General features: G+C 40.8%; 2 protein-coding genes. Both read left to right on the forward strand.

Translation table 11 applies throughout. The features are described from left to right. On the forward strand, positions 1 to 3914 hold a 3914-nt coding region (locus F6K49_RS34720; RefSeq protein WP_293103987.1), incomplete at its 5' end, for an SDR family oxidoreductase. Between the two features lie 52 nt (positions 3915 to 3966). Beyond that, on the forward strand, positions 3967 to 5249 hold a 1283-nt coding region (locus F6K49_RS34725), incomplete at its 3' end, for a fatty acyl-AMP ligase (RefSeq protein ID WP_293103990.1).

Raw genomic sequence — 5249 nt, forward strand, 5'->3', positions numbered from 1 at the left:
GCCAGATGTTAGTCTGTCAAGATATAGATGATGCCCTCAAAGCACTTTCTGCACCAGAAACTCAACCTGTATTTACTCACTACCAAGAGCTAACCCAGCGACCTGTAGTGTTCATGTTTTCTGGTCAAGGCTCCCAATATGTAAATATGGCGCAGGAACTATACCAGACAGAACCAACCTTTCGCGCTCAGATAGATAGTTGCTCAGAACTACTGATTCCAAATTTAGAAGTTGACCTGCGTCATATCCTCTATCCACAACCAGAAAAAATAGAGACAGCAACATTAAAACTGAAACAGACAGCGATCGCTCAGTCAGCACTATTTGTAGTTTCCTATGCTTTAGCAATTTTATGGCAAGAGTGGGGTGTGTCTCCTCAAGCAATGATTGGACACAGCATTGGTGAATATGTGGCAGCGACTCTTGCTGGTGTGTTTTCCTTAGAAGATGCTCTCGCTTTGGTGGCGAAACGGGGACAACTGATGCAGCAACAGCCACCAGGAGCAATGCTAGCCGTATCTATCTCAGAGCAAGAATGCCAAACTCTGCTAGGCGATCGACTTTCCCTAGCTGTTATTAACGGATTATCCCAATGTGTCATTTCAGGTCCAATAGAGGCGATCGATACCCTGCAGCAGCAGTTATCAGAACAAAAGGTAGAGTCTCGTCGCCTCCATACTTCCCATGCCTTTCATTCTCAGATGATGGAGCCAGTTGTAGAGCCATTCATAGAGTATGTTAAACAACTACCGTTGCATCCTCCAGAAATTCCCTATATTTCTAATGTCACTGGTACTTGGATTACAGCAGAGCAAGCAACAGATCCTAACTATTGGGCAAAACATCTACGTCAACCGGTACGCTTTGCTGAAGGTATACAGAAATTTTTGCGCGATCGTTCCCAAATCTTATTGGAAGTCGGACCAGGACGGACATTAAGTAGTTTAGCTAAACGGCATCCAGATAAAGCAGACGAGCAGATTTTACTAACTTCAGTACGCCATCCCCAAGAAAAGCGCTCCGATCTAGATTTCTTGCTGAATACATTAGGTCAACTTTGGTTAGCTGGAGTCAGGGTAGATTGGGAGGGATTTTACAGCCATGAAAAACGTTACCGCATTCCCTTACCTACTTATCCTTTTGAGCGCCAGCGTTACTGGGTGGCTGAGAGCAGAACTCCAAAGCAGAATGTTCAACCCAAAACATCCATAGTTGAGAAAAAAACAGAGCTGGCAGACTGGTTTTATATTCCATCTTGGAAACGTTCTAATGTTAATAATACTGAGCCTGTTATCTCCACTACTAATCTTGTGTTTGCTGATGACTTTGGTTTGAGTGACAAAATAGTGCAAAAAATGGAAAGGGATGGTCAAAATGTTATTACAGTCAGAGTCGGGACGGGGTTTAAAAAACTAAGCGATCGCCTCTATAATCTTAATCCTGAACAAGAGGATGACTATCACGCCTTATGTCAAGAACTGCATGAACGGGACGAGTACCCAAAAACTATCCTTCATTTATGGAGTGTTGCCCCTAAGAGTAAGGATAAATTAGAAATTGAGTGGGTGGAAAAGTCACAAAATCTAGGCTTTTACAGCTTGTTGTTCCTTGCCAAGGCACTGGGAAGACAGCAGATTAGTGGCGAATTGCTGCTAGGGGTAGTGACCAACAATATGCAGAAAATTGCTGATGAAGCTTTGTTAAACCCAGAGCAAGCAATTGTAACAGGACCAATTATAACTATCGGCCAAGAATACCCTAACATAATTTGTAGGAGTATTGATGTGGTGCTTCCATATTCTGGAACCCTAGAGGAAGAAATGCTGATAGAGCAAATCACATCGGAATTAGCGATCGAGCAATCGGAGAAAATGGTTGCCTACCGAATGAGCGATCGCTGGGTGCAAACTTTTGATCCATTCAGATTGGAGGGAGCAGAGAAAACAAACCTAAGCTTAAAACCACAGGGAGTTTATCTAATTACAGGTGGGATCGGAGGTATAGGTATGATTCTAGCAGAACATTTGGCAAAAACTGTACAAGCAAAACTGATTTTGATTGGGCGTTCAAAATTTCCTCCCAGAGAAGAATGGTCAGAATGGTTAGCCAGTCACAATGCTCAAGACAGTATCAGTCAAAAAATACATAAAATTCGGAAATTAGAAGCTTTAGGTTCTGAGGTTTTGAACATCTGTGCCGATGTCGCAAATCTCCAACAAATGCAAGAGGCGATCGCCCAAGCTCTCAAAAAGTTTGGTCAACTCAATGGAGTAATTCATGCAGCAGCAATAACTGGGGAAAAGTCATTTCAAACCATTGTCAAAGCTAGTAAAATAGATTGTGAACAACAATTTCAGCCAAAAGTTAAGGGTACTTTGGTTTTGGCTAAGACTTTGGAGAAACTTGAGCTGGATTTTTGTATTTTAATGTCTTCCTTATCATCAGTTTTAGGAGGGTTAGGTTTTGTTGCTTATTCTTCAGCAAATAGTTTTATGGATGCTTTCGTTCATCAACATAACCAGACAAGCGTTGTACCTTGGGTAAGCGTGAATTGGGATGGCTGGCAAGTTATGGAAGTGGCAAAACCAAATAAATCTGTAGGCTCTTCCTTAACTGAATTAGCCATCTTGCCAGAAGAAGGTGTCAATGTTTTTCAAAGAATTTTATCCACAAATGGACTCGATCAGATAGTTGTCTCGACTGCCGACTTACAAGATCGCATTAACCAATGGGTAAACCTTAAATTTTTACAACAGTCTGATAAATCTCAAACACCAAAACTTTCCTCATCCTACTCACGACCTAAATTGGCAACTTCCTATATTGCGCCACGGGATCAGACAGAGCAAACCATTGCTGAAATTTGGCAACAAAGTCTAGGGATTGAACAAATAGGAATTGAAGATAATTTCTTTGAGTTAGGAGGAGACTCCCTCATAGCAGTTCAGGTAATTGATAACTTACGGGAAACCTTCCAAACTGAGCTACCTATAGAGGCTATTTTAAATACTGCTACTATTGCTAAACTTTCTGAATCAATTCAGGCAAGAACCTCATCGGAAAATATTCCAGGTCAGGAAACACCACAAGCACCTTCCTCCTTGCTGGTAGAACTTCAAGCAGGGAGCAATAACAAACAGCCTCTTTTCTTATTACACGCTGTTGGCGGAACAGTCTATATATATAGGGAGCTAGCTAGTTTTTTAGACTCAGATATACCAGTTTATGGGATACAAGCACAGGGTTTAGATGAAAAAACAGAAGTACTTACCTCTGTTGAGGAGATGGCAACTGAATATATCAAAGCGATACGCACCGTTCAACCTAATGGTCCATATTTTCTCGGAGGTACTTCCTTAGGAGGTATTCTAGCTTTCGAGCTAGCACAGCAACTCCATGCAGAAGGTGAAAAGGTAGCATTGCTGGCTCTGATCGACACTCCCGGTCCGGGTGAAATGCCAAAGAAATTAGATAGCGAAACAGAGATCATGGGTTATCTTCTTGATACCCTATTCGAGTTAGACAACAGTTTTTTGTCCTTGAATTCTTTCCCACAAGTTGGCAATTTTGAAGATCAAGTAATCTATGCTTTGGAGCAAGCAAAGATTGCTAAGTTGATCCCCGATGATTTCCCGATATCTCAAACTCGTCAATTCATCCAAGTCTTCAAGGCAAATAAGGAGGCAATGTGGAGCTACAAGCCACAGATATATCCTGGAAAAATTATCTTTTTCCGTGCTCAAGACAGGTGTAAAGAATACGACCCATTACATCCAGAATACCCCTGGATTGAGCTAGCTGCTTCAGGGATCGAGATTTACACAATTGGTGGCACCCACATTACCATAAATTATGAACCTTATATTCAGGTTATAGCAGAAAAACTCAACATCTATCTTGAACAGAATAATTAGGGTTTGCTGATTAAATATCAAAGCATGGATGATTAATGAAGGACAACTTTATATGAAAACTAACAATAAATTTTTATCTTTGATAGACCTCCTACGTTATCGAGCAACGAATGAAGGTAACAAAAAAGCCTATACGTTTCTTTTTAATGGACAAACAGAAGCAAACAGTTTGACTTATGGAGAATTGGAAAGGAGGGCACGGGCGATCGCTGCTAAACTTGAGACAATGGGGATAGCTAAGGGGGAGCGAGCATTGCTACTCTATTCTCAGGGTCTGGATTTCATTTGTGCTTTCTTTGGATGTTTATATGCAGGAGTCATTGCTATACCAGCTCCCGCGCCTGATGCAATTCGGTTGAAGCGAACTCTGCCTAGACTTCAAGCTTTTGTCAAGGATGCCCGAGTTTCTGTTGTGCTGACTAAATCTGAAATTTATTCTCTGTTCTCAGATGAATGGAAAAAAGATTTTGAATATCATAATATACTATGGTTATTTACTGAGGAGATATCAGACGAACTAGCAAGCCAATGGCAGGAATTTAAAATAGATCTAGATGGTATAGCTTATTTACAATATACTTCTGGGTCTACATCCACACCAAAAGGCGTTATAATTACCCATAACAATTTAATGCACCATTCTGCCTACATCAAGCAGGCTTGGAACTACACTTCAGATAGTGTTGCAGCTACTTGGATGCCTTACTTCCATGATTATGGTCTAATTGATGGACTGATACAGCCAATTTATTCTGGTATTACTTGTTATGTCATGTCATCATTAGCCTTTATTAAAAAACCAAGCTGCTGGCTGGAAGCTATTTCTAAGTATAAGGTAACCCATAGCCAAAGCCCAAACTTCGGCTATGACCTCTGTATTCAGAAAGTTAGCTCGGAACAATTATCTGAGTTAGACCTGAGGAGTTGGAGAACTGCTAGTAATGGAGCAGAGCCAATTCGTAAACATACTATAGAAAAGTTTATTCAAAAATTTGAACCCTGTGGTTTCCAAGCTACAGCTTTTTATCCAGCTTATGGCCTTGCAGAAGCAACCTTACTAGTAGCGACTAAACCTCACAATAATGTGCCTCAAATCACCCCAGTTGTGGCATCAGCCTTAGAGAAAAATCAGATTGTTGAGGGGGATACTAATCAAAAGGGAAATCGATATGTGGTTAGTTGTGGCTTCCCGATTTGTGACACAAATGTAATTATCATCAATCCCAATACTTTAACTAAGTGTGCGTCAGATGAAGTTGGCGAAATTTGGGTATCAAATTTGAGTATTGCTCAAGGTTACTGGAATAGACCAGAAGAGACAAAGCAAACATTTAA

The sequence above is a fragment of the Moorena sp. SIO3I6 genome (genome assembly GCF_010672095.1).